The organism is Marinobacter vulgaris (genome assembly GCF_003344045.1).
Classification (GTDB): Bacteria; Pseudomonadota; Gammaproteobacteria; order Pseudomonadales; family Oleiphilaceae; genus Marinobacter; species Marinobacter vulgaris.
The window spans coordinates 1-330 of record NZ_QFWX01000062.1; the positions used below are offsets into that span (position 1 = coordinate 1).

General features: G+C 59.4%; 1 protein-coding gene. It reads right to left on the reverse strand.

The features are described from left to right. On the reverse strand, nt 1-330 hold a 330-nt coding region (locus tag DIT71_RS17805; RefSeq protein WP_114614531.1), incomplete at both ends, for a phosphoenolpyruvate carboxylase.

Below are 330 nucleotides of genomic sequence, written 5' to 3' on the forward strand. Positions count from 1 at the left end.
TTCCGGCAGGCCGTACTTGAAGCGGATCATCTCACCCTGCTCGGTCACGCGCAGGCCGCCTTTCAGGCTTCCTGGTGGTTGAGAGAGCAGCGCTGCGTGTGCAGGCGCACCGCCACGACCAATGGAGCCGCCGCGTCCGTGGAACAGGGTCAGTTCAATACCGGCTTTTTCGCAGGTTTTGATTAGCGCATCCTGCGCCTGATACTGCGCCCAGGAGGCTGCCATCACGCCCGCATCTTTCGCGGAGTCGGAATAGCCAATCATCACCATCTGTTTGCCCTGAATAAAGCCGCGATACCAGTCGATGTTCAGCAACTGGGTCATCACGTC